Here is a 25,937-nt window from a genome sequence, read left to right on the forward strand (position 1 = left end):
GTTAGTACCACCACTATTGGTTTATTAGTAGTAGTCTCCGTAGTACGAAAACTTTTTTCCTTATCTTCTACATAAACTGAGTCTTTCATAGTGTAAATATCTGATATTATCTCGTGAAATGAAATACGTGTTAACACGTAAATTTCAAAACTTGTTTCTTAATTGTGCTTACAATAACTTATCGTGATTTTCTTTGGCCCAAATAAGCAGACTGTTTGTTTTAGGTTCAATGTTGAGTTTCGTTATTATGTTGCTTCGGTGTTTTTCTACCGTTCGGTATGAAATGAAGAGTTGGGAAGCTATTTCCTTATTGGTTTTATCTTTGGCTATTAGTTTTAAAATTTTCTTTTCGGAAGGGGTGAGTGAGGCAAGTTCGCTGTCCTCCAACAAAACAACACCAATAAGCTCTTTAATTTTATCACTAAAAAATGGAACTCCCTCTTTGACCGTTTTAATACAGTTTTCTATTTCTTCCAGCGCAAATTCTTTCAGAATGTATCCAAATATGTTTAGTTCCTGCGCTTTTTGGTATAGATCTTTTTCTTTGTGCAGCGTTATCAATACAATTTTAGTGTCAATATCTGTTCCTTTGCACTGTTGTGCAATTTCCAACCCAGACATATACGGCATTTGGATGTCGAGTATGGCAATGTCCGGCTTCTTCTGTGTTATTAGATTGTAAGCTTCTCTTCCGTCTTTCCCGCTTCCCAAAAGGTTGTAGCCCTTTTCAATTAAAAAGTCGCTCAATCCTTTCAAAAGAAGAGGGTGGTCGTCAGCAATAATGATGGATGGTGTAGTTTTGCTCATAATGGAAATTGAAATTCAAGCACGGTGCCGCTGTCTTTTTTGGAGATAACCTTCATTTGGCCTTTTAAAAATTTGGTGCGCTCCAAAAGTGTCTTTAAGCCTAAGGATTTTACATCTTGGTATTTTTCTGAAAAATCAAAACCCACGCCGTTATCACGTATTGAAATTAGTATATTATTTGTAAATTTTTTTATTGAAACCTTTCCCGCTTCAGCATTTGCGTGCTTAAGTATATTGCTCAAGCTTTCTTGAATAATTCTGTAAATATTTACTTCGTCTTCTTTTGAGAATATATTATCAATGTTGTCAATTTCCGCAGAAATGAAAAGCGTTGTATTTTCATCAATAAGGTTTATTGTGTATTCAATAGCTTTCGTAATTCCCAACTCCTGAAGCTGGAAAGGGTGCAGATCGCGCGAGATGGTCCGCACTTCTTCTATGGTATGATCTACCATCTGCTTGGTGTCTTCATCGCCACTATTCATTAATTTATTTTTTATAACCAATAATTGCTGGCCAATACCATCGTGGAGATCTTTGGAAATTCTTCGGCGTTCACTTTCTTGTGAAATAAGCAGCTCCTGACTGAACTTTTCCTGAAGCACTTTGTTGCTTTTTAAGTGTCTTTGGTTCCTGTAAAGCAAAATGAGCCCGAAGCCCAAAAGAATTGCGATACCACCGAAAAGCATTGCTTTTTTGAAAATCTCGTTGTCCTTTTCCAAAAGACTTATACTCGTATTTTTCTCTACAAGTTCTTTTCCCTTCTTTTCGGTTTCGTAAAGTGTTTGGTAATATGCAAGAGCGTTTGCGGTACTTCTGTTGTATATAGAGTCCTTAACCGCGCTGGAGGCTTTGCTGTTTTCTACACTTTTTTTGTAGTCGCCCACGTCAAAATACAATTCTGACAAAAAATAATAAGTGCCCATTATTTCATCTTCAACCCCTAATGATTTGGCAACATCCAGTTTTTTTTGAGCAAGTTCCACAGCTTTTTCATAATTTCCGATTGTCTGAAGATATTTTGCCTTTCCGCCTAAATAGTTTAGCTGTGCAGCTGGATTGCCAGAGAGGTCATAGTCTAAAGCTTCCAAAAGATCCAAATGTTTTTTTGCCTCTGCGGTCTGATTGTGCTCGCAATAATATTCTATAAGCCGCGAGTGGATGCCTATGTAGGTAGATTTATTTGCAATAGTGTGATCAAAAGTCTTTTCGGCTAGTAGTAGTAAATTGTATTCTAAATCACGGTTGCCCATCTTTTTATAATCAAGGGCTTGATTGTAATATTCGTTTGATAAAAATTTATCCAGCTTTAAACTTTTCATTTTATTGATTAACACTTCACGTTCCTCTTTTGCCTTTTCGTAGAAACCGTTCATGCTGAACATACTTATAATGCCTTGTTGGGCATAGACCATAAAACTATATTCTTTTTTATCTTCGTACATAGTGTACGCTCGTGTTAAGTCTTCGCCAGCAAGTGCGAATTTACCCATTTGAGAGTGTGCTTGCCCTCTAAAGAGATAAGCATCTGCAATATTAAGTGTGTCTTTTGATGAAAAATTTTCAAGCGCCATATTATAGTCCTCAATTGCTTTTTTAAGGTCTACTTTAGTGTTGGCACTGCCGCGTTTTAGGTATAATCCGCCCAATAAAAGGCTATCCTCTATTTTATATTTACGAGCCAGAACACTGTTTATAATTGTTATGGCGTTTAATGGATCGTTTGCATAAGTGGTAAGTGGGTACTGTAAATTCATCGCCTTTTTAGCGGCAGATTCAATACTGTCTAAGTCTTGAGCCAGCGCTATATATTGAATACTGTATTTAATAAAGGCATCTGTATCTGTAGAAAAAGTACGTTTCAAGAGGCTGTCCAGTGCCGTTAGCTTTTTTGCTTTGCTGTCAGTTGTATTTACAATTTTTTCATAGTGTGATATATTCTGCCCATACCCAGAAATGGATAAAAGAACGAATATGAAGAGGAATGTTACAGTTTTCTTAAGCACAAATGAATTCTTTCAGAATAAGATAAAAGTACTTAAATTATTGGAGATAAACGTATCACGAAATCGCCTATTTCACATAAAAACAATTTCTGCCATAATCTATTACCGCCCTGTACTCTTTTAAAAAGTCGGCTCCTATTATTCCATGAATGCCATTTTCATTTACTTGTGAAAGCGCCTCATTCACATGTGAAAGATCAAAAAGCACAAAATCCATATTCGAAATGCTCCAGTTTTTTATACTGAAGTCATTTTTTCGAGAAAGCATAGTTTCCATATTTATTGCTCCGGCACCAGCAGCCTTAATAATACTCTCCTCGCTAATGAGTGAAAAATGTGTGCTGTCAGTAATTCCAACGCAACTTGTGGATGCGCCTGTGTCTAGAATAAAATCTCCACTCACTCCATTTATTTTTGCCGAAAAGAGATAATGGCCCGTTGCAAGTTTTTTAAGGGGAATGCGATAAAACTCCTGTTCTTCAAGAAATTTGCGTAATTGCATCAATTTTTTTGTGTAAAGATAGCAAACAAAATAAGTAGCTTTGCAAGCATGTTGACAGACACTCACACTCATTTGTATAGCGATGCCTTTGCTGAAGACCGCCCGCAGATAATGCAGCGCGCTTTTGATCTTGGCATAACACGTTTTTTTATTCCAGCCATAGATTCAGGATATACGGAAGCCATGTATGCTTTGGAAAAAGAATATCCCCAAAATGTTTTTTTGATGATGGGTTTGCATCCCACCTCTGTGAAAGAAAATTTTGAGGAAGAACTTGCGCACGTGGAGGATCAATTTATAAAACGAAATTTTTATGCCGTGGGCGAAATTGGCATCGATTTGTATTGGGATAAATCTACATTGGAAATTCAGAAAATAGCTTTCAAACGGCAAATCCAGTTGGCTAAAAAATACAAACTGCCCATCGTCATTCACTGCCGCAATGCTTTTGATGAAATATTTGAAGTTTTGGAAACTGAAAAAAATGATGATCTCTTCGGAATTTTTCACTGCTTCACGGGAACTTTTGAGCAGGCTGAAAGAGCCATTTCATACAATATGAAACTAGGCATTGGCGGCGTGGTTACTTTTAAGAATGGAAAGATTGATACATTTTTGACCGAAATACCTCTAAAGCATATCGTTTTGGAAACTGATTCACCCTACCTTGCCCCAGCGCCTTTTCGTGGAAAGAGGAATGAGAGCAGCTATTTGGCATTGGTTTGTAAAAAGCTTTCGGAGATTTATAATATTTCGGAAGAAGAGATAGGAAGAATAACTACTGAAAATTCTAAAATTGTTTTTGGTATATAAATAGGTATAATTAATATGATAAAAAAACCAAACATACTCCTTATATATACAGGTGGAACCATTGGGATGATAAAAGACTTTGAAACCGGTGCGCTGCGCAATTTCAATTTTGATGAGCTGCTTAATCACATTCCTGAACTGAAGTTATTGGATTGTAATATTACAACCACTTCCTTCCAAAAGCCTATCGATAGCTCCAATATGAATGTAAAATATTGGGTAGACATAGCAACTATCATTGAGGAGAATTATGAGAAAATGGATGGTTTTGTGGTTCTTCACGGTAGCGATACTATGAGTTACACAGCTTCGGCGCTGAGTTTTATGTTGGAAAATCTAAGTAAGCCGGTTGTTTTTACTGGATCACAACTTCCCATCGGAGATTTGCGAACTGATGCAAAAGAAAACCTCATTACATCTATTCAGATCGCGGCGCTTCGGGAAAAGGGGGTTTCAAAAATTGCAGAGGTATGCCTTTATTTTGAATACAAACTGTATCGCGCAAATAGAACGACCAAGATTAATGCAGAACATTTTGAGGCTTTTGCCTCGCTCAATTATCCCGAATTGGTGCAGAGCGGTGTTCATTTGGTAGTAAACAATGAAGCCCTTTACCGGCCTAACAGACGCAAAAAATTGAAAGTGCACAAAATTCTGGAAAGCAATATTCTATTGGTAAAAATGTTTCCGGGAATTGATGAGGCAACCGTTGAATATCTTTTTAGCTATCCAGAGATGAAAGGATTAGTTCTTGAAACCTACGGCGCAGGGAATGTTATCAACGCCGATTGGTTTTTGAAATCGTTAAAATCTGTAGTTAAAAAGGGGATTCCAGTTATAAATATTACACAGTGTTCGGGTGGAAGCGTGAATATGGGGCTTTATGAAACGAGCACGGAACTAAAAAAAATGGGTATTATTAGCGGAAAAGATTGCACTACAGAGGCTGCTTTGGCAAAATTGATGTATTTATTGGGACAAAAAATTTCGGCTAACAGCTTCAAAACCATATTCGAAACCTCTTTGCGCGGAGAAATGCAATAAATTAACCGCTTAAATTATTTTATAGCATTGTTTTTTTTTTGATATTTGGCACTCCATTCAAATGATGGCTGAAATTATAGAGAGGTGGCCGAGTGGTCGAAGGCGCACGCCTGGAAAGTGTGTATACGCCACAAGCGTATCGAGGGTTCGAATCCCTTCCTCTCTGCAACAAACTTAATTAGTGTATTAATTTGCTCATTTTTGAGTGTCGGTTAATATTCTTGCAGATTAACTAAATTATTTTATATCTTTAAACCTTTAACTAAAAACAAACTTTAAGTCGATAGCAATGAAAAAATTATTTTCTATTATGGCGGTTGCCGCAATGGTTTTTGTGGGCACGTTAAACGCAAACGCTGCAGCAGCGCAAACAATGCCAACCAGTTCTCAAGATTTGGTAACAGCAGCCACAGTTTCTTTTATTCAGGATGAACCCGCTCCTGCAGCAGAACCTGATAAAGGATTTCATCAAGAGTTAAAAGAACGTTTTGTAGAAGGAGGTCCTGGATTTATGGGGATCGTACTATTATGTTTAATTCTTGGATTGGCAATTGCTATTGAAAGAATTATCTTCCTTAACCTTTCTACCACAAACACTCAAAAATTGGCTCAGGATGTAGAAGACGCTTTAAACAGCGGCGGAATTGAAGCTGCAAAAGAAGTGTGCAGAAACACAAAAGGGCCTGTTGCCTCAATCTATTATCAAGGTCTAGACCGCGCCCACGAAGGTATTGATATTGCTGAAAAAGCAGTTGTTGCTTACGGTGGTGTACAAATGGGGCAACTTGAAAAGAATGTTTCTTGGATATCTCTTTTCATCGCTTTGGCTCCTATGCTTGGTTTCATGGGTACGGTAATCGGGATGATTATTGCATTCGATAAAATTCAGGCTGCAGGTGATATGAATCCATCACTGGTTGCAGGAGGTATTAAAGTAGCACTTTTAACAACCGTATTCGGTTTGATCGTTGCTATTATCCTTCAAATTTTTTATAACTATATTATCGCTAAAATTGATAGTATCGTTAACAGTATGGAGGATGCTTCCATCACCTTGATCGATATGTTGTTCGACTACAAAACAAAAAACAAAATCTAAACAAACCATAAGATGGTATTACATAAAATTTTAAAAATAGTAGCGTTGCTTCTTGGCATTGCGGGAGTTATTTTTCTTGCAATGATCATCACAAAAGGTGATGAGGCCGTCTCAGCAACTGGCGAAGGAGTTGATGGTTTCTTGTATGTTGCTTATATTACATTTGCTATTACAATTGTTTTTGTTCTCTTCTTTGTATTAAAAGGAATTTTCGCAGGAAATATTAAAAACACGCTGATATCGGTAGGAGCTTTTCTACTCATTGTAGCAATATCTTACGTTTTGGCGGACGGAAACCCAATGGCGATGCAAGAGGGCGAAATGCTTTCCGCTAGCGGATCAAAATGGGTTGGTACAGGATTATATGCTTTTTATATATTGGCAGTAATAGCTGTTGGTTCAATGGTTTTCAGCGGAATTAAAAAAGTAGCTAAATAATGGCAAGAAGAGCAACACCCGAAGTAAATGCAGGGTCGATGGCTGACATCGCGTTTCTATTGCTTATCTTTTTCTTGGTAACGACAACCATCGAAAAAGATAAGGGAATCGCTCGACAGTTGCCGCCCAGAGAGCCGCCTACAGATGAGCAGGTAAAAATTAAGGAAAAAAATCTCTTTATTGTTAACGTTAACAGAAGTGATCAATTGCTTGTGGAAGAAAAACTGATGGAGCTTAAAGATATTCGTCAGGCAGCAATCGCTTTTCTTGATAACGGCGGGGCGCCATCCGGAACTGCAGAATATTGCAGTTATTGTAAAGGAAATAGAAATCCAGAATCTTCAGATAATCCCGATAAAGCAGTTATCTCTGTTCAAAATGACAGGCTTACTTCCTATAAAATGTATATTGCCGTTCAAAATGAATTGGTTGCAGCATACAATTTTTTGAGAGATAGAGAGTCTGAAAGACTTTATGGATGGAAATTTACCGAAAAAAGTAAAGATCTCGATGAAGGTAAAATAAAAGGGGAGGCAGCCAAAGAGGCACTACAGGAAAAACTTGAAACTGTTCAAAAGTTGTTCCCTCAAAAACTTTCTGAAGCAGAACCTAAGAAATCTGGACAATAATAATTCAACTATGTCAAAGTTTAGAAAGAAAAAAAGCAACGAATTACCTGCGGTAAATACAGCATCTCTTCCAGATATTGTGTTTATGTTATTATTCTTTTTTATGGTGGTAACGGTATTGCGCGAGGACAATTTACTTGTTCAGAACAAATTGCCAAAAGCAGATCAGGTTGAAAAGTTGAAAAAAGATCGATCGGTTTATATTTATGCTGGAAAACCAAGTTCTAGATATCAGGAAAAATATGGTTCCGAGGCTAAAATACAGATTGGCGATAAATACACAGATATAACCAATATAAAATTTGCACTAACCGAGGCGCGCCAAAAGTTACTTCCTGAACTTCAAGATAAGGTAATGGTTGCACTTAAAGTAGATGAAGACACGAATACTGGAATGGTTACAGACATTAAGCAGGAATTGCGCGATTTAAATATGTTAAAGATTATTTACATCACAACCCCTGGAAATGAAATAAGCCAATAGAATATTAATATTTTTAAAAACGCCTTGTACCGAAGATTTCGGTTCAAGGCGTTTTTTTGTTTCCCATATTCTGAAAATACAATTATCTTTGGTCACCATGCAGAGAGCTCTTAAATTACTTTTTACATTCTTCCTAGTTCTAGTTTCATTACAAACTATAGCACAGGACACCATAGCTCCAGTTAGTATAGATTCATTGTATCGGGAAGATCAATTTTATATTGGTCTTACTTACAACGTACCTTTAGGTCTTCCTTCAGGAGGCAATATTCGAGGACTTTCGGGAGGAATACAATTTGGATTTTTAAGAGATATGCCAATCAATAAGCAGCGAAATTTGGCTATTGCCATTGGAGCGGGTATTGCATTGGACCAATTCGGACAAAATCTTTTTATTGGCGAAACACCGGATGATGAAACCATTTTCAGTATTTTGGACGGAAACATAAACTACACCCGCAACCGTTTTAATATGGCGATAGTAGAAGCTCCTGTAGAATTTAGATGGCGAACCTCAACGGCATCTAGCTATAAGTTTTGGAGAGTATATACTGGTTTTCGCGTGGGCTATGCGTATTGGTATAAAGCTACATTTAAGCAAACAGGAAACAGTGTGAGTCAAACAAAAATTCCGGAATTTGATCCTTTAAGACTTTCTGCGACAATCAGTTTGGGATATAATACCTTTAATTTATTTGCGTCCTACAGTATAAATCCATTTTTTAAGGATGCTGCAACCATAAATGGTGAAAGTGTAGATTTTAGAACCCTAAAGGTTGGCTTGCTATTTTACATTCTATAGCCACAGATTGAAAAGAATTAATTGCGGTATGGCTCCCAATAACAATCCTGCACCCAGTTCCGGATAAGTATGTGCATCGCTATTTAAGCGCGATGAAGCTACCCAGCCGTTCACAAATAAAAAGAAACTGATTGTTACCAGCAGATTTATTTTAAAGTGAGCGCTCAGTCCCACAAGAAATATCAAAATTCCGGCTACGCCCATCTGATGCAAGCTTACTTTCAGTTTAAAAAGCACCATTACCAAAGCGCTGAATGCCGAAAAAAGTAAACCTACAAAAAAGTAGTATAATTCTGGATCCTCGTATGGATCAAATATCATTTTGAGAATAAGCAACAGCAGAATACACTTAATCATTAAAGGAAACTTACGCTCTTTTACATCTTTTAAATAGATAGTTTCTACCACTCCTGTATTTTTCAGAAGAAAAAAAACAACTATGGGAATAAAAACGGTGATAATAGTTATTGCGAAAAGATTGGCACGCATCAACTCAGGCTCAAGATATCTTGGAGTGACACTGAAATAGAGAATAGTGCCCAAAAGTGGCATTAGTAAAGGGTGAAAAATGTACGAAGCAGCTTTTAGAAAAATCTTCATTAAATTTCCTTTCGTAGTCGCGCAACTGGCAGATCCAATTGTTCGCGATATTTGGCAATGGTACGTCGTGCGATTGGATACCCTTTTTCAAGTAGGATTTTCGCTAATTTATCATCCGTAAGTGGTTTTCTTTTATTTTCTTCGGAAATGGTAATTTCAAGAATCTTCTTGATTTCCTTGGTTGAAACATCTTCACCTTGATCATTTTTCATAGACTCACTGAAAAATTCCTTTATCAGCTTTGTTCCGTAGGGAGTATCCACATATTTGCTATTTGCCACACGTGAAACCGTGGAAACATCCATATTAATTTTGTCTGCAATGTCTTTAAGAATCATTGGTTTTAAATTCCGTTCATCTCCACTTAAGAAATATTCCTCTTGATGATGCATTATGGAGTTCATTGTTACAAATAGCGTTTGTTGACGTTGCTTGATTGCATCAATAAACCACTTTGCCGCATCCAGCTTCTGTTTAATAAACATTACAGCGTCTTTCTGCGCTTTCGACTTTTCTTTGGACTCTTTGTAGCCTTTCAGCATATTTGTGTAATCGTGGCTCACGTGAAGCTCTGGCGCGTTTCTTCCGTTTAGGGTTAACTCTAACTCGCCGTCAACTATTTTTATAGCAAAATCTGGTACAACATGTTCTGCCATTCGGGTATTGCCAGAATAAGTTCCCCCTGGTTTGGGGTTCAATCCTTCAATCTCATGAATTGCATCGCGAAGCTGGTCTTCGGTAATGTCGAATTTCTGAATGAGTTTTTTGTAATGTTTCTTGCTGAAATGATCAAAAGAATCATCAATAATAGCAACCGCTAAAGCAACAGAAGGAGTCTGCTCTTTACGCTCCAGCTGAATTAACAAACACTCTTGCAAATCGCGCGCTGCAACTCCGGCAGGATCTAATTCCTGAACCACTTTTAATACTTTTTCAACCTTATCTTCAGTAGTGTATACGTTCTGTGTAAAGGCTAAATCGTCCACAATGTCCTGAATCTCGCGACGTATGTAACCGCTTTCATCCACACTGCCCACTAAAAATTGGGCAATTTCTTCTTCCTCTTCGTCCAGACGGTAGGTGTTCAACTGTTGCATTAAGTGCTGGGTGAAAGACGTTCCGGCAGCGTAAGGCATTTGCCGTTCCTCATCGTCTGCACTATAGTTATTTGCAGAAAGTTTGTAGCTTGGCACTTCATCATCACTTAAGTAATCGTCAACGTTTATATCGGTTTCAATTACTTCGTTGCCTTCGTCATAATTATCGTCATACTCGTCATTGCTGAATTCATCATCAAAGTCATCACTTTCCTCTTGTCCACCTTCCAATGCTGGATTTTCTTCCAGTTCCTGTGAAATTCGTTGCTCAAATGCCTGCGTGGGCAGTTGAATCATCTTCATCAACTGTATCTGTTGAGGCGATAATTTCTGGGAAAGTTTAAAATTTAATTGCTGCTTTAACATACTTCTTTTACTACATCATAAAGTTAAAAAAAACCAGCTACTAAAATAATTAAGTAGCCAGTTTTAATACAATCTTATGTTATTCTAATTAGAACTCCGCGTTACCCGGTGTTCTTGGGTAAGGAATTACATCGCGAATGTTGCCCATTCCCGTGGTGAACTGCACCAAACGCTCAAAACCAAGTCCGAAACCACTGTGTACCGCCGTTCCAAATTTGCGAAGATCCAAGTACCAATACAATTCTTTTGCGTCAATGTTCATGGCTTTCATTTTTTCCAACAGAACATCATAACGCTCTTCACGTTGCGAACCTCCAACAATTTCACCAATTCCTGGAAAAAGCACATCCATTGCCCGTACCGTTTTTCCGTCGTCGTTCAATCGCATGTAAAACGATTTTATATTTGCGGGATAATCAAAGAGAATTACTGGGCATTTAAAGTGTTTTTCAACCAAAAAGCGTTCGTGCTCACTTTGTAGATCAGCACCCCATTCTTCAATTAAATATTTAAATTTTTTCTTCTGATTTGGTTTCGAACGCTTCAAAATATCAATCGCTTCCGTGTAGCTCACTCTTTTGAAATTGTTCTCCAAAATAAAGCTAAGCTTTTCACGAAGTTTCATTTCGCTGCGCTCGTCTTGCGGTTTGCTCTTTTCTTCTTCCAGCAATCTGTTTTCAAGGAATTCAAGATCGTCGGCGCAGTTTTCCAAAGCATAGTTTATAACATACTTTATGAAATCTTCTGCCAAATCCATGTTTGCATCAAGATCGTTAAAAGCAACCTCTGGCTCAATCATCCAAAATTCAGCCAAGTGGCGACTAGTATTTGAGTTTTCAGCCCTAAAAGTGGGGCCAAAAGTATAAACTTTTCCAAGCGCCATCGCGTAAGTTTCAGCTTCTAGCTGGCCGCTAACGGTAAGATTGGTTTCCTTTTCGAAGAAATCTTCTTTGTAATTTATATTTCCACTTTCATCAAGCGGTGGATTTTTAGCATCCAAAGCAGAAACGCGGAACATTTCGCCAGCACCTTCAGCATCACTTCCGGTAATTATTGGAGAGTGCATATAATTGAAGCCGTTTTTCTGAAAATATTCGTGAACGGCAAAAGCCAATTTTGAGCGCGTACGCATCACAGCGCCAAAAGTATTGGTGCGAATTCGCAAATGCGCTTGCTCGCGCAAGGTTTCCAATGAATGTCTTTTTGGTGAAAGTATGGTAAGCTTAACATCTTCCGGATTCGCTTCCCCCAAAACGGTTAATTTTGAAACCTGAATTTCTACCGTTTGCCCTTGCCCTTGGCTTTCAACCAGCAAACCACTAACTTCAATAGCAGCGCCCACGGTTACCTTTTTAAGAACCTCTTCATCAAAATTTTCAAAATCTACTACGCATTGAAGCGTATTAATTGTTGATCCATCATTCAGGGCAATAAATCTATTACTTCTGAAAGAACGTACCCAACCGCGCACCGTAATTTCGTGATGGCCTGGTTCACTTTTCAACAATTCAGCTATTGTTTTGTCTTGCATAGTCTTATTTTAAGGGAAGCAAATATACTTTTAAATAAAATTCCAAAAAAGAAAAATTCCAAATTCCAAATAAAAAGGAAATACCAAAACCCAAAACTCAAAGTTGGTATTTTAAGAAGCGTAAACTGAAAACTGTTACTGAAAACTGATTACTCATTTTCATCATCGATTAAAATCTCAATGGCGGGTTTTTTCATCGTTTCTTTGTTTGCAATGCTTTTTTCCAAAGAAAGTAGGAGCGTGGGTAGCAACAATAAATTAGAAAGCATCGCGAAAAGTAACGTTATGGATACCAACGCACCCAAAGCTACTGTTCCGCCAAAGCTGGAAATGGTAAACACTGAAAAGCCAAAGAAAAGTACAATGGAAGTATAAAACATACTCACCGCAGTTTCCCGCAAAGCAGCAAAAACAGATTTCTTTATTTTCCAGTTATTGGCTATCAACTCCTGCCTATATTTTGCGAGAAAGTGAATAGTATCGTCCACAGAAATTCCAAACGCAATACTGAATACCAAAATAGTAGAAGGTTTTATGGGAACGCCCACAAAGCCCATAACGCCTGCAGTAATAATTAGCGGCAGCAAGTTCGGTATCAATGAGATTACAATCATTTTAAAACTTCGGAACATCCACGCCATAAAAAGCGCAATCAAGAAAATGGCAAGCGATAATGAAAGTATCAAGTTGTTTACCAAATAATGCGTCCCTTTTTGGAAAACCAAGGCTTTCCCCGTCACCGAAACATCATACCGCTCTGCCGGGAAAACTTTGGCAATTTCAGTGTTTAGGTCTTCTTCAATACGTTTAAACCTGTCAGGGTCCGTATCTTTCATAAAAGTAGTAATACGTGCAAACTGCCCAGTGCTGTCCACATAACTGTTCAGTAGGTTCGTGTTTGTATTGCTGCTCTTTGCGTAACTAAGTATAAAATTTTTCTCCTGGCTGTTGGGCAACTGATAATAGTCTGGATTGCCGTTATAATATGCCTGTTTAGAATATTTCACCAGTTCTACTACCGAAAGTGGCTTCGCAAATTCAGGAATTTCTTTTATATGTTCCTGCAGTTCGTCAATTCGTTTTAAGGTTGGCAGGCTCATAACGCCTTTTTTCTTCTTCGTATCCACCATTATTTCCAAAGGCATAATGCCTTCGTATTCCTTTTCAAAAAAGCGGATATCGTCAAAAAAGCCTGTATTCTTCGGCATATCTTCAATAAGGCTTCCAGAGATTTTAATATTGAAAATACCAATAATGCTAGTGCAAAGAAGAAGAATAGCCGCAATATAAATTGTAATGCGGCGCTCTTTCACCATACGCTCAATCCAGTTAACAAAGCCATTTATCCACGTTTTGTTCAAATGCTTTAGGTGTTTTGTTTTTGGCACCGGCATATAACTGTAAGTAATGGGGATAATCAGCAAACTCAATAAAAAGATGGCCACAATATTTATGGAAGCCACAATACCAAATTCACTCAACAGCTCGCTCTTCACCAAAATAAAAGTAGCAAACCCCGAAGCCGTTGTTAAGTTGGTCATCAAAGTAGCATTACCCACTTTTGCAATTACACGCTGTAAAGATTTTGCCTGATTACCGTGCAGTTTTATTTCCTGTTGGTATTTATTGATTAGGAAAATACAATTCGGAATACCAATCACGATTATCAGCGGCGGAATTAAAGCCGTAAGCACCGTAATTTCATAATGCATCAAGCCAAGAAATCCGAAGGCCCACATAACCCCGATAATAACCGTAAACATAGAAATAAACGTAGCGCGCCAAGAGCGGAAAAAGAAGAAAAATATAAGCGAAGTAACAAAAAGTGCCCCCCCAATAAACAGCCCTATCTCATCAATAATACTCTGCGAATTCAGCGTGCGTATATACGGCATCCCAGAGGTATAAACCGTTACGCCCGTATCTGCTTCAAATTTATCAATAAGCGGAATCAGGTCGTCAATCACAAAATCCTTCCGCGCCGGGGTGTTTACAATGTCTTTTTTAAGGTAAATAGCAGAGCGGATAGACTGCTTGTCCGGACTGTAAATAAGGCCGTCGTAAAAAGGCAGCTTGTTAAAAAGCTCGTCCTTATATGTTGCAAGGTTTGCATCCGTAAAAATTGAATCTTTTATAAAAGGCACCAGTTCAAAACCTGTGGTATCGGTTTTCTTTTCCAGCTTTTGCAGATTGCCTACGGAAAGCGTGAGTTCCACCTCGTTAAACTTGCTAATATCTTTAGAAAGCTGGTTCCAAGCCTTAAATTTTTCGGGTGTAAAGATGGTGGAATCCTTCACCCCCATAACGATCAGATTGCCCTCTTCGCCAAAATGTGAAAGAAATTGATCGTACTCAAGATTTACAGGGTGGTCATCTGGTAACAGATTGGCCTCGGTATACGTAAAACGCATGTTCTTCCACTGAAGTGCGAGCAGCACGGTAATGACTGCAATAACTATTAAAATCCAGGTACGGTTCCGTAAAATAAAACGGGCCACCCAGCTCCAAAAACCGATGCTGAAAAGTTTGTTCAAAGCAATTTTTTATAGACTAGGCAAAGGTAAGTATTTGCGATAAGTGGGGGATTTATTTTTGGGGGTATTTTGGAAGTAGTAGAAATGCAGTAAAAAATATATTTCACAATCTTTTTTTTGTAATTTTATGATTATAAAGAAGTTAAAATATTTTTACGTATTTGATATATAATTGAACAAAAAGGAAAGGTCTTAAATTTATTGAATATGAAAACAGAATTAAACTTCGGAAATGTACTTCTAGCTTTATTCATTACTACAATTTCATTAATGGGATGTTCATCATTGAATACGCAAAAAACAGAATCCACTGAATTAAAAAGTTTTAAAATAGTTGTAGAAAAGACGCATAACGGTATTAAAATGCAAAGTTATGACGGAAGTGCTTGGATTGATTTGTCATTTAATATTAATAAATATCAACCAATGCCGATTAATCAATATGGAATGACTGACTTGAACAAGATTACTTCTACAAAAGATTCTCAATTGGCGGATTACTTATTTACCATAACAAAAACTGAAGACGGAATTGAGCTCAAGGGATTTAAAGGAACCTCTTGGACTAGTTTAAGTTTTATGCTAACTGAAAATGGAAAACAGGCGATTGACCAATTTGGAATGACAACGCTGAACTAAATTCTCCCAAACTAGTGCACGTTCCCGAGGTGTGCTCATCAACAACTCAAAAACTGAGAACAGATAACAGACAACTTAGAACCGTTACAACTGCAAATAAAAAGTAAACTTAAAAGAAATATTATCCGCAAAGTTTGGAAGATTGTAATAACCATAACGGTAAGCCCCGCTTAGTCCAAACCCGAAAATAATTTTATTGATCTCAAAACCGCTTTCATTATAGAGCTTATCCAAAGTATTAAAAGGAATCCCAAAATGCTGCTCAGTATTACTCATATCGCCCAAAGCGTGGCGCGTAATCAGTACCAGTTCTGGATTCCATTTTTCTGTGAGTTCAAACCTTCGTAAACTGTGCTTTACCTGCAGCGTAGTAAGCTTATCTGAAAAGAATTCACCAAAGTACATAGTCTCAAAACTCTGCACCCCAGCTACCGAAAACCGTTGTAAAACCTCATCTTTAGTAGGCTGATTGGGATAGGAGTGAAACAAGTGTGTAAGCGGCACATCGCCCGTAGCAAGCGAACCCTCCAATAGAATATTGGTAGAAGATAAGTCGGTGCGCTTTATATAGTAGTCCAACTTCAACCCAAATTTGGTGTAGTTGAAATCGCTACCAACTACATCTTTAAAACCTTGGGTTATTTGCGCGCTAATCTTCGGAAAACCGTCAAAATATTCTTTGGTGCCATCTTCATTGGTGAAAAAATTGGTCTTCGGGCTAATTCTGAAAGAAACCGTAGCTTCCGCCAATTGGTATTCTGTATAAGGTATGCCGTCATTTATGAAATAATAAGTTTCAATGTTTTCCACATTGCTGTGCTCAACCCGAAACTCCCCAAGTATTTTTGGTGTAAGCTCGCTAGCAATATTTGCATACCATTTTCTGTATTTATAGAATTGGGTAATATTCACAAGTCGTGGCTCAAAAATAGAATACACTCTTGCGTCTGTTAAATAATCAAAGGACCCTATTTCTTTTACATCATCTGCGTAATACACATTCACCCACGCTATTTTTTCTTTGTTCACAAGGGCGCCAGCACCTAGGCTAAATTTTGAAGTTTTATCCTTAAAACCGTAGGCGAAATAACCACCTAGCCTATAGTTTTCGAACAGCTTGTCGTTAGTAAATCCCCCAATGCCAAGTCGCAAACCTTCGTAATTGTTAAGCTTAATTAGGGTTTTTAGATCAATGTCAAAAAAACCAACGGGATAATAGCCTGAAGAAAGTGGGTGCTCTTTTTTATCGGCTATGCTAGAAATTGTATCCTTATCAGATTGTATTGCCGGCTCCTGCGCGGAAGCATAAATTGCAATACTGAAAAAAACAAGAAATAGGAGTTTTCGCATTCGGGAGCGTTAATTTTTAGCCGTTTAAAAGTAAAAAGAAAGCGGCTATAAGGCCGCTCTATTGTATTTAGTTTAACGAAATCTGTATTACACAGTCATTATTTCTTTTTCTTTTTTAGCCAATATCTCATCAATTTTCTTGATGTGCGAATCGGTCATTTCTTGAACATCATCTTCAAGACTTTTCTTTAAATCTTCAGATATTTCCAGACCTTTTATCTCGTTGTTCGCATTTTTACGGTCGTTGCGAACTCCAATTTTTGCCTCTTCAGCAGCGGCTTTGGCCTGTTTTGCCAAATCTTTTCTTCGCTCTTCAGTTAAAGGTGGAACGCTAATGATAACGCTTTCACCATTATTCATTGGGTTAAAACCAATATTTGCAAGATGGATTCCACGTTCTATCACAGGAATCATTCCTTTTTCCCAAGGCTGAATGCTAATTGTCATACCGTCGGGTGTACTTACATTAGCAACTTGGCTCAATGGAGTTTGGCTTCCGTAATAATCAACCATTACACTGCCAACCATTGAGGGAGTTGCTTTTCCAGCACGAATGTTTACCAATTCTTTTTCAAGATGCCTTAGGGCATTATCCATGGCTTCTTTTGCGCCATCAATTATAAAGTCTATTTCGTCTTCCATAAGATTCAAAGTTCAACCCTTCGTCCCGATAATTATCGGAAGCGCTCAGGGGGACAGGTTTATATTTTTTTGCCACGAATTCACAGATAAAATTATTTAAATATTCGTGAATTTGTGGCTATTTTATTTACAAATTTACTTTCGTTCCAATCTTTTCACCGGAAACCACTTTCAAAAGATTTCCTTTTGTATTCATATCGAAAACAATGATTGGCAATTCGTTTTCCTGACTTAAGGTGAAAGCTGTTGTATCCATTACTTTCAGGCCTTTCTGCAATACATCTTCAAAACTGATAAAATCAAATTTTGTTGCTTTCTTGTCTTTTTCAGGATCGCTGGTATAAATTCCATCTACACGGGTTCCTTTCAAAATAACATCGGCGCTTATTTCAATAGCCCTTAAAACAGCAGCAGAATCTGTTGTAAAATAAGGATTTCCAGTTCCACCACCAAAAATAACCACGCGACCCTTTTCCAGATGGCGAATTGCTTTTCTGCGAATAAATGGTTCGGCAACTTCATTTATATTAATAGCACTTTGCAAGCGTGTTGCAACGTCTTCATTTTCCAGAGCACTCTGCAGGGCCAACCCGTTTATCACCGTTGCAAGCATACCCATATGGTCTCCCTGAACGCGATCCATACCGCTACTGGCGCCAGATAGACCTCTAAATATATTTCCGCCGCCAATAACGATGGCCACTTCTACGCCTTTTTCGGTAATCTGTTTTATTTCTTGGGCGTATTCTTTCAGCCGAACAGGATCTATTCCATATTGCTGTTCGCCCATCAAGGCTTCGCCGGAAAGTTTTAAAAGAATTCTTTTGTAATGCATAGCGGATTTTTACAGCGCAAAAATAAAGAAAATTATTGATGCGGTGGAAGGAATTGAAAAAGTAGTTGTTGAAAAGAAAGATCTATTAAGTAGGAAAAAAAATCGTTTTTTTTTGATGACGTTTTCCGATTGGCTCCGATGTAGTAGTATAAAACTAATTAATCCTTAAAATTTCACATTATGAGAACGACATTATTTTATTTGCTTTTTGGAATTTCGACCGTGATGATTTCCCAAAATAATGGAAGACTAATTCCTCCAAACAATCCTATTTTTCAACCCGCCAATATTGAGAAAACGGAGTGTATCACTGATTTACAACGGAAGGAAGTGCGGCAGCAAATTGCTTTAAACAAGCAAGCTATACTAGAGAAGAATCCAACTGCTTTTCAGCGAAAGGGTAGTTCGCCATTGTTCATCGCGCCCTTACGTGCCAAAGCTGGCTTTAATGATTATGGATATTATATAATCAACAATCAAGTGGATCAAGATTTAACGCCCAATGGAAATTTATTAGATTATGAATGTGGCGAACGCACCTATGATTGGACAAGCGGTAATCACGAAGGCACAGACTACGTGCTTTGGCCTTACCCTTGGAAGCGGATGCAAGAAGAAATTATGGAAATAATTGCTGCCGCTCCTGGAACAATTATAGATAAACGCGACGGTCATTTCGACTTGAATTGCCAAAACAATGGCAACCCGCTGTGGAACGGTATCATTATAGAGCATGCAGATGGCTCGCAAGCTTGGTATTGGCATTTTAAAGACGACGCCATTACTTCAAAGAATATAGGCGATAGCGTTGCCGAAGGTGAATACTTGGGCGCTGCGGGAAGCTCTGGCAGTAGCACTATTCCGCATTTGCATTTTGAGGTTTATGATGCGGGCAACAATTTGATAGATCCCTATGAGGGTGCTTGTAACAGTATGAACGCTGATAGTTGGTTTGTTAATCAGCCCGAATATTATATTCCTACCATCAATCGGCTTTCAACCCATAGTTCCGCAAATTTTGATACAGATTGTGGGGTAGTGGAAAATAGCTATGAAGAACTAAATTTTGAACCGGGCGAAACTGTTTATTTTCGCATTTTTTTCCGAGATATTCAAACCGGTAGCAATACACATATTGTTGTTAGAAGACCAGATAACTCAATTTTATATGATTATGTTTTTACATCGCCGTGGCCCGTATATACTGGAGCTTCTGCAATGTGGGAGTTTCCCGTTGATGGCGCGTGGCCAGATGGCGTTTATACAATTAACGCAGAATTTGAGGGGAATAACTACGAAACAATTTTTGGCGTGAATACTAACTTGGGAGTAGAAGATTTGAAAGCTACAGAAATTTCAGCATATCCAAATCCTACTTCAAATATTATTTACATTGAAGCAAATTCAACGCTTGAAAAAGTTGAGTTATTTGATCTTTTGGGAAGAAAGGTTTTAGAAATTTCGCCCTTAGCTAAAAAGACTGAAGTTAATATGGGAAATCTAACGGCGGGAGTATATGTAGCTGTTATGTTTTCCGAAGGGAAAAAGACCGTCAAGAAAATTGTAAAAGAATAATGACTTAATGTTCTGCAATAAATTAGTAGGCGCGCGATTAATCGCGCGCCTACGTTTTTGCCAATCTTCTACGCTTTTAATTATTCCTCATAAAAAAAGAGGCTGAAATTAATCAGCCTCTTTTGGTATAATATGTTAAAAAGCTTATGCCAAAGAAACTCTTCTAAAGCCAACAACTTCAACATCGCCATAAGTTTTTACATAATCTGCAACGTTCTTTTTGTCGTCCTTAATAAAATTTTGGTCAAGCAACGCTTTTTCGTGATCCATTGTAGTGTTATCACTAATGAAACGCTCAATTTTTCCTGGAAGAATTTTGTCCCAGATTTGTTCTGGCTTGCCTTCAGCTTTCAACTCGGCTTTAGCATCAGCTTCTGCCTGTGCCAAAATTTCTGGAGTTAATTGCGCTCTAGAAATATATTTTGGTACGTTTTTAAGCGTTTTGCCCAAACGGCCCAATTCAATATTATCTTTTTCGATAACCGCAATTCTCGCTTCAGTTTCTGAGGCTACAAATTCTGGATCAAAATCTTTATAAGAAAGTGTAGTAGCGCCCATAGAAGCAACTTGCATTGAAACATCTTTTGTTAATTCGTCAGCATTATCAACTGCTTTTGAAAGACCAGTTAAAGCAGCAATTTTATTAACGTGTACATAAGAACCTACATATGGGGCTTCTAAAATTTCGAAACCACCAATTTCTATTTTCTCGCCAATTACACCAGTTTGCTCAGTTAATTTCTCAGCAACGGTCATTCCACCAAAATCTGCAGCCAAAAACTCCTCTTTAGAAGATGTGTTCAAGGTAACTTCGGCCATTTTATTTGCCATTTCAACGTATGAGTCGTTTTTAGCAACAAAATCAGTTTCGCAATTCAATGAAATAGCAACTCCTTTTGTGTTGTCGCTGTTCACCTATAGCTGAAAAGACCGAGCTAAATATGGAAGGTCTTACTGCAGGAATGTATGTGGCAGTTATTACATCCGAAGGGAAAAGGGTTATAAAGAGAATGGTGAAGGAATAGCTAAGTCCTCCACTTTAGGTTAGCTTAACTGCAATCGAGAATTTAATTTTTAGATTATATTAAAACCCTTTGGGAAGTTATTTTCCAAGGGGTTTTTGTTTTGTAGGAAAAACACTTCAATAAAAAAGGGGGAAATCCCCCTACAAAAACAGGGAAAACCCTGTTTTATATTAAAAAAAATTAGCATAGTTTTAACAAATCAACTAACTTTAATTGACCAAAGTATGAAAACACACGCCCACACGCCCACACGCCCACACGCCCACACGCCCACACGCCCACGCGCCCACGCGCCCACGCGCCCACGCCCACGCCCACACGCCCACGCCCACACGCCCACACGCCCACACGCCATAAAGATTATGCATTTCTTTTATTCTTAATCCTTATGTTTTCTGGATTTGCATATTCACAGACTGTTGACTTATGCATTACCCCTACCAATTATACCCCGGATGCCCTGGGGGTTTATAGTAAATCTACTTCCCCTGCCTATCTAAATAATTTTCCAAGTAGGACTTTTAATATTTTCTACTGGAGGATAAATAAAAGTGATGGTTCTTATACCCAGCCTGGTTGGCCTGTAACCTTAGAGAAGGCAAAAGAAAGTGTTGCTCTTTTAAATTCATATTATAAGCCTTTTAATATCTGTTTTAATTTGGCTGGAATGGATACTATAAATTCAACCGCTCACCACACAGGATCAAATTTATACAACATAAATCTCTATGCAGAAAATAATGGCTATGTAAAATCAGATGCCTTTAATATATATGCACCCCATGAGTTAATTCAAGGAGCTGGGGAATCGTGGCTTAAAAATACAAAAGTAGCTATGACAGCCTCCTTAGTTGCAATAGGAACAATCTTACCCCATGAAATAGGTCACTGTTTCAACTTACATCACACTTTTGGACCAGGAAATGATAGACCGGATCCCGTTAACTGCGAACGCGTAACCCGCATTCCTAGTGACCCTGAATATAATGCTCATATAGCAGGTGATGTGGTTATTGATACCAATGCAGTTCCTAATTTCAATTTGGAACAGCATAGCTATTATGCTTATGCTTTACTCGATGCGGGGCTCGTTGCTCTTTGGTGGGAAGGTATTCAGATTGCCAAAAACCCCAATGGCTTCAATGGGTTAATTAATGCCACTGCGATTGCACAGGCTCTTGTGGATTATGGATTTACACAGACAGAAATAAATTATTTGCGTTATAACCCGGCCATTAGAGATGCTTATACAGATGTTCCTAACTGCCTGTATGCGCCAGACGGAAGGATTAATGACCTGACCGTCGATTTTTTTAAGGATTGTGGAGGATCGTCTTATACCATAACCCAAGCCGACATTAAGAATATGATGGCCTACTCAAATTCAACCTGCGGGAGAATTTTTTCTTCCGGGCAAAAGGTTAGAATGCATGAAACTATTGAAAGCGATTATCAAGGAAGATTCAGTGCGGTAATGACAGATAAGGATTATGACCTATATGTAAAAGATATTGTAAATGATATTGGTCAAGAACCTAATATTCACACAGATGTTTTCTGGAACAGTAAAGATATTTGGGTGAGGAATCAAAATGATGGCACTATTAATCAAGAACACCAAAATCCAGTTTATCACCCTTCTAATCCTAATTACGTCTATGTTAGAGTGAGCAATAAAGGATGTAGTACCTCTTCAGGCAACGATCAATTAAAACTTTATTGGGCAAAGGCAAACACAGCGCTTGATTGGGACGAATATTGGACGGGGCAAGTATTAGTCGGGAATGTTAAAATGGGCGATACTTTGGGCACCAAAATAATACCACCAATAGTTCCCGGCAGTGAAACCATCTTGGAGTTTGAATGGCCAGTCCCAAACCCACAGGATTATATAGGTATCAATCCCAATCCATGGCACTTTTGTTTATTATCACGTATCGAATCCAATGACGACCCAATGACCTTTTCTGAAGGTACGTTTATTACCGACAATGTTAAAAACAATAACAATATTGCGTGGAAAAATACCACTGTAATAGAGATTATTCCGAATACTCCAAGTATAGGGGCAGTCATTGGAGTAAGCAACCCATTGGGAATAGCCAAAACCTATAGCTTAGAACTTTTAGCCAATGTTAATGAGCCGGGCAAACCAATTTACCAAGAAGCTGAAATAGGTATTTTAATGGACGATGTTCTTTATGATGCTTGGGAAAATGGCGGCAACAACGGGTCAAACTTTGTTTCTACAACCCGTACACATAAAATAATAGCAACGGGAAATAATGTATTGATAGACGATATTGCTTTCGGAGCAAATGATTATGGCACCGCTTATATAACTTTTAATTTTTTAACCGCAGAATTGACCAATAAACAAAATTATACTTATCAAGTCATACAGAGGGACAAGGCTACAAATAAAATTATCGGGGGCGAAACTTTTGAAATAAAAAAACATCCAAGACCGACTTTTGAAGCAGATGCAGGCGATAATGAAGAAATAGAAAGGAATGAGAGCATTACCCTTCAGGCAGATGATATTAATGAGGATGCAGTTTATAATTGGTACGCTCCAGATGGGACACTCATATATACTGGCACTACATTAACCATATCCCCGGAAATGACCCAACAATATAAACTGGAAATCATTTCAGATTTAGACGGATTAAAAGATTATGATAATGTAACGGTAACCGTAAATCCATACAGAATTATAAGCATGGCTCCCAATCCAGTGAGTTCACTTTTAAGTATCGATTATATGGTAGAAGGGGTAAATTCTGCCTAAATTATGGTATTGAACCAAAGCACTGGCGCATCGGACAATTATATACTCAACACAACCGAAAATGAAATTATCCTTGATCTTACTACCCGTACTACTGGTTTATATTCCATAATTTTAGTATGCAATGGAGAAATACAGGATACTAAAAACCTCATAAAACAATAATTTAAAAATCTATTATTATGAAAACTTATTTAATAATATTCCTGTTCAACATAGGTATGGCTTCTTTTGCCCAAATAACACAAATCCCAGACTCCAATTTTGAACAAGCGTTGATTGATTTGGGTATTGATAGTGACGGCACTGTAAATGGCCAGGTTTTAACAAGTGATATTGAAAACGTGACCAATCTTGATATAAACGAGAAAGGTATTCAGGACCTTACCGGCATTGAAGGTTTTACTGCTCTGCAAGTTTTGGATGTATCATCCAATATGGTAACTTACTTATCTTTTCCACAAAACCTTGAACTTGTTGAACTGATTTTTGACGGAAGTTTTCATCTGGTAGGTATAGATGTTTCCAGTAATACAAACTTAGAGGTTCTTCGAAGCACCTTTTCTTTACTTACGGAATTGGATCTTTCAAATAATATAAATCTTTTGGAGCTATCCCTTGGAGAACCATCGCCCGCAGGCACGCATGGTATTGAATATATAGATTTGAGCAATAACATTATATTGCAGAAACTATACCTAGAGAACTTGGTATCGTTAGGTGTGGTCGATTTACGCTCCGGGAATAATACAGGACTATTAGATGTGTATATCCATTGTAGTTTGGATTTCGGAGTTTTGTGTGAACCCTTTCCTTGTTTAATGGTAGATGACGTGGTCGCGGCTCTGAACAACCAATTTCCTTATTCAGAATGGGAAGCTATGGTCACATACTCAATGGATTGTACTGCTGGGTTAAACGATAAGAATGCTGCTAAATTCTCCATCCACCCTAATCCCGCCAAAAACGAACTTTTTTTAACTTCAACAAACACTTCAGGAAATCTAAAGATCCAAACCCTCAACATACAAGGCAAACTGTTAAGCACCCAAAACATAACACTTCAAAACCAACCTCCCCTTGATGTTTCCCGACTAAAAAGCGGCATTTACTTTTTAAATATTGAAGATGAAAACGGCTATACAACAACCAAAAAGTTTATAAAGGAATAAATATTCAATTGTTAGGCGTATAAATGTTTAACCGCAATTCGACAAGCTCAGTGCGACTATTATAAAAAAAGAGGCTGAAATTAATCAGCCTCTTTTTTATTCAAATTATGTTTAAAAGCTTACGCCAAAGAAACTCTCTTAAAGCCTACAACCTCCACATCGCCATACGTTTTTACGTAGTCTGCAACGCTCTTTTTGTCGTCCTTAATAAAGTTTTGGTCAAGCAATGCTTTTTCGTGGTCCATAGTAGTGTTGTCACTAATAAAACGCTCAATTTTTCCCGGAAGGATTTTATCCCAGATTTGTTCTGGCTTGCCTTCAGCTTTCAATTCAGCTTTTGCATCAGCTTCCGCCTGTGCCAAAACTTCAGGAGTTAATTGTGCTCTAGAAATGTATTTAGGCACGTTTTTAAGTGTTTTACCCAAACGGCCCAACTCGATATTATCTTTCTCGATAACAGCGATTCTTGCTTCAGTTTCAGATTCTACAAATTCTGGTGTAAAATCTTTATAGGAAAGGGTAGAGGCGCCCATGGATGCAACTTGCATAGAAACGTCTTTCGCCAATTCTTCAGCGTTATTAACTGCTTTTGAAAGACCGGTTAAAGCAGCAATTTTGTTACCGTGTACGTAAGAACCTACGAAAGGAGCTTCCAAAATTTCGTAACCACCAATCTCTATTTTTTCACCGATAACACCAGTTTGCTCAATCAATTTCTCAGCAACAGTCATTCCGCCAAAATCTGCAGCCAAAAGCTCATCTTTTGAAGATGTGTTCAAAGCAATTTCAGCCAATTTGTTAGCCATTTCAACGTATGAATCGTTTTTAGCAACAAAGTCGGTTTCACAATTCAATGAAATAGCTACACCTTTTGTGTTGTCGCTGTTCACTTTTGCAGTTGTAACACCTTCGCTGGAGTCGCGGTCTGCTCTTTTTTCAGCAATTTTCTGTCCTTTTTTTCTAAGGATTGAAATTGCTTCTTCCATATTTCCGTCTGCCTCAACTAATGCCTTTTTACAGTCCATCATTCCAGCTCCGGTGGCTTGTCTCAGTTTATTTACTTCTGCGGCTGTTATGTTTGCCATTTGTATAAATTTTTAAGTTTAATATTAAAAAAAGTCGCTTAATTTATTTTCAACAAAGAAAAGAACCA

24 protein-coding genes, 1 tRNA gene and 1 pseudogene are annotated in these 25,937 nt (G+C 37.9%); 14 read left to right on the forward strand and 12 right to left on the reverse strand.

Annotated elements, in window-relative coordinates; genetic code table 11:
- Positions 1-168: 168 nt before the first annotated feature.
- The 3 genes from ESV24_RS00115 to ESV24_RS00125 all read right to left on the reverse strand — a co-directional run bounded on the left by ESV24_RS00115 (position 169) and on the right by ESV24_RS00125 (position 3,315).
- On the reverse strand, positions 169-807 hold the full coding sequence (locus ESV24_RS00115; RefSeq protein ID WP_111813245.1) for a response regulator: 639 nt from the start codon (positions 805-807) through the stop codon (positions 169-171).
- Positions 804-2,813, reverse strand: coding sequence for an ATP-binding protein (locus ESV24_RS00120; RefSeq protein WP_111813246.1), 2,010 nt, complete (start codon positions 2,811-2,813; stop codon positions 804-806). Before ESV24_RS00120 ends, ESV24_RS00115 begins: the two co-directional genes overlap by 4 nt.
- 67 nt (positions 2,814-2,880) lie before the next feature.
- Complete coding sequence (locus ESV24_RS00125; RefSeq protein ID WP_200829500.1) at positions 2,881-3,315, reverse strand: retropepsin-like aspartic protease family protein; 435 nt, start codon at positions 3,313-3,315, stop codon at positions 2,881-2,883.
- A 48-nt stretch (positions 3,316-3,363) separates the two neighbouring features.
- Between ESV24_RS00125 and ESV24_RS00130 the strand changes: the two genes are divergently transcribed.
- The 8 genes from ESV24_RS00130 (at position 3,364) to ESV24_RS00165 (ending at position 8,624) form a co-directional block, all read left to right on the forward strand.
- Positions 3,364-4,128: a TatD family hydrolase gene (locus tag ESV24_RS00130; RefSeq protein ID WP_111813250.1), complete on the forward strand. Its 765-nt coding sequence runs from the start codon at positions 3,364-3,366 to the stop codon at positions 4,126-4,128.
- Between the two features lie 15 nt (positions 4,129-4,143).
- The gene (locus tag ESV24_RS00135; protein ID WP_111813252.1) at positions 4,144-5,172 is read left to right on the forward strand and encodes an asparaginase; all 1,029 of its coding nucleotides are present in this window, start codon (positions 4,144-4,146) and stop codon (positions 5,170-5,172) included.
- Between the two features lie 78 nt (positions 5,173-5,250).
- Positions 5,251-5,338, forward strand: a tRNA-Ser gene (locus ESV24_RS00140).
- Positions 5,339-5,461: 123 nt separating this feature from the next.
- Complete coding sequence (locus tag ESV24_RS00145) at positions 5,462-6,271, forward strand: MotA/TolQ/ExbB proton channel family protein (RefSeq protein WP_111813254.1); 810 nt, start codon at positions 5,462-5,464, stop codon at positions 6,269-6,271.
- A 12-nt stretch (positions 6,272-6,283) separates the two neighbouring features.
- Entirely contained in the window at positions 6,284-6,709 is a 426-nt protein-coding gene (locus ESV24_RS00150; RefSeq protein ID WP_111813256.1) for a hypothetical protein, read from the forward strand.
- The gene (locus tag ESV24_RS00155; RefSeq protein WP_111813258.1) at positions 6,709-7,338 is read left to right on the forward strand and encodes an ExbD/TolR family protein; all 630 of its coding nucleotides are present in this window, start codon (positions 6,709-6,711) and stop codon (positions 7,336-7,338) included. The genes ESV24_RS00150 and ESV24_RS00155 overlap by 1 nt, the downstream gene beginning before the upstream one ends.
- Positions 7,339-7,348: 10 nt before the next feature.
- The gene (locus ESV24_RS00160; RefSeq protein ID WP_111813260.1) at positions 7,349-7,822 is read left to right on the forward strand and encodes an ExbD/TolR family protein; all 474 of its coding nucleotides are present in this window, start codon (positions 7,349-7,351) and stop codon (positions 7,820-7,822) included.
- 97 nt (positions 7,823-7,919) lie between these two features.
- Positions 7,920-8,624 carry an outer membrane beta-barrel protein gene (locus ESV24_RS00165; RefSeq protein WP_111813262.1) on the forward strand — a complete coding sequence of 235 codons (705 nt, stop codon included), beginning with the start codon at positions 7,920-7,922 and terminating at the stop codon, positions 8,622-8,624.
- On the opposite strand, the gene ESV24_RS00170 is transcribed toward ESV24_RS00165, so the two are convergent.
- The 4 genes from ESV24_RS00170 to ESV24_RS00185 all read right to left on the reverse strand — a co-directional run bounded on the left by ESV24_RS00170 (position 8,619) and on the right by ESV24_RS00185 (position 14,752).
- The gene (locus ESV24_RS00170) at positions 8,619-9,224 is read right to left on the reverse strand and encodes a hypothetical protein (protein ID WP_111813264.1); all 606 of its coding nucleotides are present in this window, start codon (positions 9,222-9,224) and stop codon (positions 8,619-8,621) included. The two genes, ESV24_RS00165 and ESV24_RS00170, sit on opposite strands and share 6 nt — an antisense overlap.
- Positions 9,224-10,687 carry an RNA polymerase factor sigma-54 gene (gene rpoN / locus ESV24_RS00175; protein WP_111813266.1) on the reverse strand — a complete coding sequence of 488 codons (1,464 nt, stop codon included), beginning with the start codon at positions 10,685-10,687 and terminating at the stop codon, positions 9,224-9,226. Before rpoN ends, ESV24_RS00170 begins: the two co-directional genes overlap by 1 nt.
- A gap of 88 nt (positions 10,688-10,775) precedes the next feature.
- On the reverse strand, positions 10,776-12,218 hold the full coding sequence (asnS, locus tag ESV24_RS00180) for an asparagine--tRNA ligase (RefSeq protein ID WP_111813268.1): 1,443 nt from the start codon (positions 12,216-12,218) through the stop codon (positions 10,776-10,778).
- A gap of 149 nt (positions 12,219-12,367) precedes the next feature.
- Positions 12,368-14,752: an efflux RND transporter permease subunit gene (locus tag ESV24_RS00185; RefSeq protein WP_111813270.1), complete on the reverse strand. Its 2,385-nt coding sequence runs from the start codon at positions 14,750-14,752 to the stop codon at positions 12,368-12,370.
- Between the two features lie 207 nt (positions 14,753-14,959).
- Between ESV24_RS00185 and ESV24_RS00190 the strand changes: the two genes are divergently transcribed.
- Positions 14,960-15,391 carry a hypothetical protein gene (locus tag ESV24_RS00190; protein WP_111813272.1) on the forward strand — a complete coding sequence of 144 codons (432 nt, stop codon included), beginning with the start codon at positions 14,960-14,962 and terminating at the stop codon, positions 15,389-15,391.
- 84 nt (positions 15,392-15,475) lie between these two features.
- Here ESV24_RS00190 and ESV24_RS00195 read toward each other — a convergent pair whose 3' ends face one another.
- The 3 genes from ESV24_RS00195 to pyrH form a co-directional block, all read right to left on the reverse strand.
- On the reverse strand, positions 15,476-16,741 hold the full coding sequence (locus ESV24_RS00195; protein ID WP_111813274.1) for a DUF5686 family protein: 1,266 nt from the start codon (positions 16,739-16,741) through the stop codon (positions 15,476-15,478).
- Between the two features lie 87 nt (positions 16,742-16,828).
- Complete coding sequence (gene frr / locus ESV24_RS00200; protein WP_111813276.1) at positions 16,829-17,383, reverse strand: ribosome recycling factor; 555 nt, start codon at positions 17,381-17,383, stop codon at positions 16,829-16,831.
- 127 nt (positions 17,384-17,510) lie between these two features.
- Complete coding sequence (gene pyrH, locus ESV24_RS00205; protein WP_111813278.1) at positions 17,511-18,218, reverse strand: UMP kinase; 708 nt, start codon at positions 18,216-18,218, stop codon at positions 17,511-17,513.
- Between the two features lie 180 nt (positions 18,219-18,398).
- Here pyrH and ESV24_RS00210 point away from each other — a divergent pair, with 180 nt between their 5' ends.
- The gene (locus tag ESV24_RS00210; protein ID WP_111813280.1) at positions 18,399-19,793 is read left to right on the forward strand and encodes a T9SS type A sorting domain-containing protein; all 1,395 of its coding nucleotides are present in this window, start codon (positions 18,399-18,401) and stop codon (positions 19,791-19,793) included.
- Positions 19,794-19,937: 144 nt separating this feature from the next.
- On the opposite strand, the pseudogene tsf (ESV24_RS00215) reads toward ESV24_RS00210, so the two are convergent.
- A pseudogene (gene tsf / locus ESV24_RS00215) lies at positions 19,938-20,708 on the reverse strand (translation elongation factor Ts); the annotation flags it as partial.
- Between the two features lie 334 nt (positions 20,709-21,042).
- On the opposite strand from tsf (ESV24_RS00215), the gene ESV24_RS15225 reads away from it, so the two are divergent.
- The 4 genes from ESV24_RS15225 to ESV24_RS15460 all read left to right on the forward strand — a co-directional run bounded on the left by ESV24_RS15225 (position 21,043) and on the right by ESV24_RS15460 (position 24,784).
- Entirely contained in the window at positions 21,043-21,201 is a 159-nt protein-coding gene (locus tag ESV24_RS15225) for a hypothetical protein (RefSeq protein ID WP_170227845.1), read from the forward strand.
- Positions 21,202-21,485: 284 nt separating this feature from the next.
- Complete coding sequence (locus ESV24_RS00220; protein WP_146743117.1) at positions 21,486-23,612, forward strand: hypothetical protein; 2,127 nt, start codon at positions 21,486-21,488, stop codon at positions 23,610-23,612.
- Positions 23,613-23,615: 3 nt separating this feature from the next.
- Entirely contained in the window at positions 23,616-23,777 is a 162-nt protein-coding gene (locus tag ESV24_RS15230) for a hypothetical protein (RefSeq protein WP_160110572.1), read from the forward strand.
- 17 nt (positions 23,778-23,794) lie between these two features.
- Positions 23,795-24,784 (forward strand): T9SS type A sorting domain-containing protein, encoded by a 990-nt coding sequence (locus ESV24_RS15460; RefSeq protein WP_235003956.1) that lies wholly within the window; start codon positions 23,795-23,797, stop codon positions 24,782-24,784.
- A 119-nt stretch (positions 24,785-24,903) separates the two neighbouring features.
- Here the strand turns inward: ESV24_RS15460 and tsf (ESV24_RS00230) are convergent, their stop codons facing one another.
- Positions 24,904-25,869, reverse strand: coding sequence for a translation elongation factor Ts (gene tsf / locus ESV24_RS00230; RefSeq protein ID WP_111813283.1), 966 nt, complete (start codon positions 25,867-25,869; stop codon positions 24,904-24,906).
- Positions 25,870-25,937: the final 68 nt, after the last annotated feature.

It is taken from the genome of Aequorivita lipolytica, assembly GCF_007997135.1.
In the GTDB taxonomy this organism is placed as follows: Bacteria; Bacteroidota; Bacteroidia; order Flavobacteriales; family Flavobacteriaceae; genus Aequorivita; species Aequorivita lipolytica.